General features: G+C 53.4%; 5 protein-coding genes. 2 read left to right on the plus strand and 3 right to left on the minus strand.

Annotated features, from left to right (window positions below):
* The coding region (locus OEL57_RS14830; protein ID WP_307726560.1) for a DUF4124 domain-containing protein at nucleotides 1-97 on the minus strand (97 nt) is incomplete at its 3' end.
* 173 nt (nucleotides 98-270) lie between these two features.
* On the opposite strand from OEL57_RS14830, the gene OEL57_RS14835 reads away from it, so the two are divergent.
* Nucleotides 271-813 (plus strand): YaeQ family protein, encoded by a 543-nt coding sequence (locus OEL57_RS14835; protein ID WP_300741516.1) that lies wholly within the window; start codon nucleotides 271-273, stop codon nucleotides 811-813.
* A 2-nt stretch (nucleotides 814-815) separates the two neighbouring features.
* Nucleotides 816-1,073 carry a YheU family protein gene (locus OEL57_RS14840; protein ID WP_300741517.1) on the plus strand — a complete coding sequence of 86 codons (258 nt, stop codon included), beginning with the start codon at nucleotides 816-818 and terminating at the stop codon, nucleotides 1,071-1,073.
* A gap of 62 nt (nucleotides 1,074-1,135) precedes the next feature.
* Here OEL57_RS14840 and OEL57_RS14845 read toward each other — a convergent pair whose 3' ends face one another.
* A complete protein-coding gene (locus OEL57_RS14845; RefSeq protein ID WP_300741518.1) occupies nucleotides 1,136-2,431 on the minus strand; it encodes an ATP-binding protein in 1,296 nt (431 codons plus the stop codon).
* 97 nt (nucleotides 2,432-2,528) lie between these two features.
* A complete protein-coding gene (locus tag OEL57_RS14850; RefSeq protein ID WP_300741519.1) occupies nucleotides 2,529-3,887 on the minus strand; it encodes an MATE family efflux transporter in 1,359 nt (452 codons plus the stop codon).
* Nucleotides 3,888-4,077: the final 190 nt, after the last annotated feature.

Raw genomic sequence — 4,077 nt, forward strand, 5'->3', positions numbered from 1 at the left:
GTGAAAAGTGTACGGTGCCAACACCATCAGTCCATTGGTAGGTTTCTGCGTGGGCAAAAGTTGTGACCAGAAGCAAGAGCAGCATCAGTTTTTTCATGGGCTATCCTTTTTGCGCGGCGTCAGCTCTAATCAATACTACTCATAACCACCTAATCATCAAGCTAAAACTCCGGTTTTAGTGACAAATCTCCAACAGACCGGTTTTTACGCACCATCACCAGGCTGCCCGTGCTACTGTAGCCCATCAACAGACCAAGGAGCATCTGCCAGATGGCATTACCGGTAACCATTTACAAAGCAAGTATCCAGCTTGCCGATCTTGATCGCAGCATCTATGAAACCTTGCAGGCCACGGTGGCCCGCCACCCGTCTGAAACTGAAGAGCGTCTGGTGGGCAGGCTGCTGGCCTATGCCCTGCTGTATGAAGAGGGGCTGGTCTTTACCAAGGGGGTCTGTGAGGGTGATGAGCCGGATCTCTGGTCCAAGGCGCCGGATGACCGGATCAGGTCATGGATTGAGGTAGGGCTGCCTGACCCTGAGCGTTTGCTGAAGGCCCGGCGGCATGCAGATCAGGTGGCACTGGTCGCCTTTGGCTCCAAGCTGCCCGGTTGGGAGCGCCAGCATCTGGATAAGCTGATTAACAGCAGCAATATTACCGTGATCACCCTGGAGCAGGAGTTCATCAACCAACTTGTTGCCCGGCTTAAACGCAGCGTTTCCTGGTCCATTACCCTGACTGAAGGCAACCTCTACCTGCAGGACGGCAACGAGACCCTGGAAACCACCCCCAAACGCTATCAACAGGCCAGCTGACCATGGAAGATGAACAATACCGGCATGATACAGCAGAAGAAGGGATAGAGATTCCGCTGGAGCGGATTGATCCTGCGATTCTGCAGGCTCTGCTGGCTGATTTTGTCAGCCGGGAGTGGTCTGAGCTGAGTGATGCCGGTTTTACCCTGGAGGAAAAAATTGAGCAGGTGCTGCAGCAGTTGAGGAGCGGACAGGCGCGGATACTGTTTGATCTGACGTCAAGTAGCTGGAATATCGTCCCTACGCAGCACGGTTTATAAACATGGTTGTGGAATCTTTGCTGCGATACCGACTTTGGTCATATCAAAATCACCTCTTTAGATTACTGTACCAGCCATTTCCATACTGGCACCACGGTTATGCTTCCCCCATCATGTTCTATGATTTCATCATCATTACGGGTGACAATCGTTGCCTGCGGAGATGCCATCTCTGTCATTGCCTCATGTAGCGCCGCCAGTTCTCGCTTTCTGGTTGCCGGATCAGCCAGAGATTCGCACACCTGCACCAACAGACGCGATCGGTCAGGCATCTGCACAATAAAGTCAACCTCTTTGCCGCTACGGGTCCGGTAATAGAAGATGTCGCTGCTTATCCGTCTAAGTGCGGTAAAGACCAGGTTCTCAAGCAGGTGGCCTGAATTGGTCAGTATGCCGGAAGATACCGACCTGACCAGACCATGATCCACGCAGTAGATCTTTTTGGGTTTTGCGTTGCTGCGGGAAAGAGAGGCATCAAACAGTCGTACGGTAAAAAGGAAATAGGCGTCTTCAAACCACTCAAGATATTCTGTGACTGCAGACTTTGGTGCTTTGTGGCCCCGTGATTTCAGGTAGCCGGTCAAATTATTGATGCTGTAAAGCGATGCAATGTTGTCTACCAGCCAATAAGCCAGGTCCAGAACGGCCTGGGGATGGGATATGTCGTTACGCTCTACCAAGTCACGATACAAAATGGTGTGAAAATATTCCTGGTGAATCTTCAGACGCATACGGTGATCCAGAGCGACAACTTCAGGAAACCCACCGGACTCCCAGTAGCCTTCAAACCCTTTCTGCGCCAGCAGACGATCCTTGGTCGAAAACGGGGGCTGGCTCTTAATCTGAGCAGCATCCAGAAATTCTTTGAACGAAAACGGAAAAAGTTCCCACGTCAGCGCCCTGCCGCGCATCTGGGTAGCGATCTCTTTTGATAGCATCCGGGCCGATGAACCGGTCAGATACAGTTCACACAGCTCTGTACGCAGCAGGCGATCTACAAACGGCTCCCAGCCTGCCACCATCTGGATCTCATCCAGAAAGATGTAGACAGTCTCCTGATTCTTCTTTTCAGGGTGCAGTGCATAATAGGCATCGGCAACCATGCTGATCCCACCATGCTGGAGGGGATGCAGACGATCATCGAAAAAATTGAGGTAGAGGATATTCTGCCGTGAGACTCCGTTATTCAGAAGCCGCTGCATAATCTGGGACAGACAAGTTGATTTACCACTTCTGCGCACACCTATGCAGACGGCTGCCTTGCCTGGCACCGGCACCATTTCCAGATCACGGGACACCCCTGTTTGAAGTGTGGTTTCCTGATGGTCGAGTATAATTGATTTGATGGTATCCAGCATAAGCACTCCCAAGCTAACAATACTGGAAATATTTATTACCACTATTGACTATAATTGGAAATAAATATTATCACTATGTTCATAACCTCCGAGTACATTATAACGTTACCCCATGCAGATCCCGCTTGTGATACCGCCAGGCAAAGGCTGCGGCCCGCGCATACCAATCCACGATAAAGACTCCCCATACCATATACAACGACAGATGCAGCACCGGTCCGGCGATCCAGGCCAGCAGCACCCGCACCCCCCACATGGTCAGCAAGGTTACGATAAAGACGTAGAAGGTGTCTCCGGCACCACGCAACGAACCGGCATAGACAAAGGAGACCGCCAACGGAATCTGGGCAAAGGCCACAATCCGCAGGAATACTGAACCATGCCTGATAACTTCAGGATCATGGCTGAAGATCATCACCAGATACTGCGGCACCAGTAGAAAAATAAGCGCCATGATCCCCATTACCACCAGGGCCAGCCGTAGTGCCTCGGCATTACCTGCGTGGGCACGCTGATACTTCTTTGCTCCAAGCGACTGCCCCATCAGGGTGGCAGCGGCAATACCCATGCCTGCACCGGGCATGAAGGAGAGCGATTCAATGGAAAGCCCGATCTGATGGGCAGCATAGGCGGTGGTACCGTAGGCGATCACCACGCTGGAGTAGACCAACTGCCCTGACTGTTGGGCTACCCGCTCCAACGCCACCGGCCAGCCCACCTGCCAGATTCTGCTGAACAGCACGCGGTCCGGCAGCCCGATGGTCAGGTAACCCCGTCGGAAGGCCTGCCAGAGCAGGTAAGAACATCCCACAAATTCTGACAGGTTAATGGCAATTGCCGCCCCCTTGACACCCAGGGCAGGCAGCCCCAGTTTGCCGTAGATTAGCGGCCAGGCCAGCAGTATATGCAGGATGTTGACCAGCAGAATCCCTTCCATCGGGGTGCGGGTATTACCAGCCCCGTGCATGATGGCAGAGAGGATATTGACCCCGGTTGTCCAGATCAGCCAGAGAAAGACCAGCCGGATATACTCATGGGCCAGTTGCTGCACCTCTGGTGTTGCCCCCATCAAACGGGCCAGTTCCCCACCGCCATAGGCCCCGATCAGCGAGACTATCGCGGTCAACCCCAGACAGAACAGCACCGCTGTACCGGCAGCCCGCTTTGCTTCTTCGTGTCGGCCCGCACCGGTTAGATGGGCGATGACCACCGTGGTACCGGTGGACAACCCCCAGAAAATGGTCATGATAACAAATATCTGCAACTGACCAAGCCCGGTGGCGGCAATGGCCGATGCCCCCAGACCGCCGGTCAGGAAGATATCAACAATGGCAACCAGTCGTTGAAACAGGGATGAAAGCAGCACCGGCATGGAGAGCCGAAAGACGTTACAGCGGATTGAGGCAGGCTTGGTACTGTCCAAACAAGGGAATATGCGGCGTAACAGGTCAGACATGGGGAGAACTTTAGACCTTGCCGACCGTGGGCGTCAATAAAAAGGGCGGCACCGGCATGGTGTCGCCCTTTTTACGATTATCGCAACAAGCTTACTTGGTGTTATCAGTTCCCCCACCCAGTGCGGCATGGGCGGCAGCCAGACGGGCAATAGGCACCCGGAATGGTGAGCAGGAAACATAATCCAGACC

Source organism: Trichlorobacter sp., from assembly GCF_030247655.1.
Lineage (GTDB): Bacteria > Desulfobacterota > Desulfuromonadia > Geobacterales > Pseudopelobacteraceae > Trichlorobacter.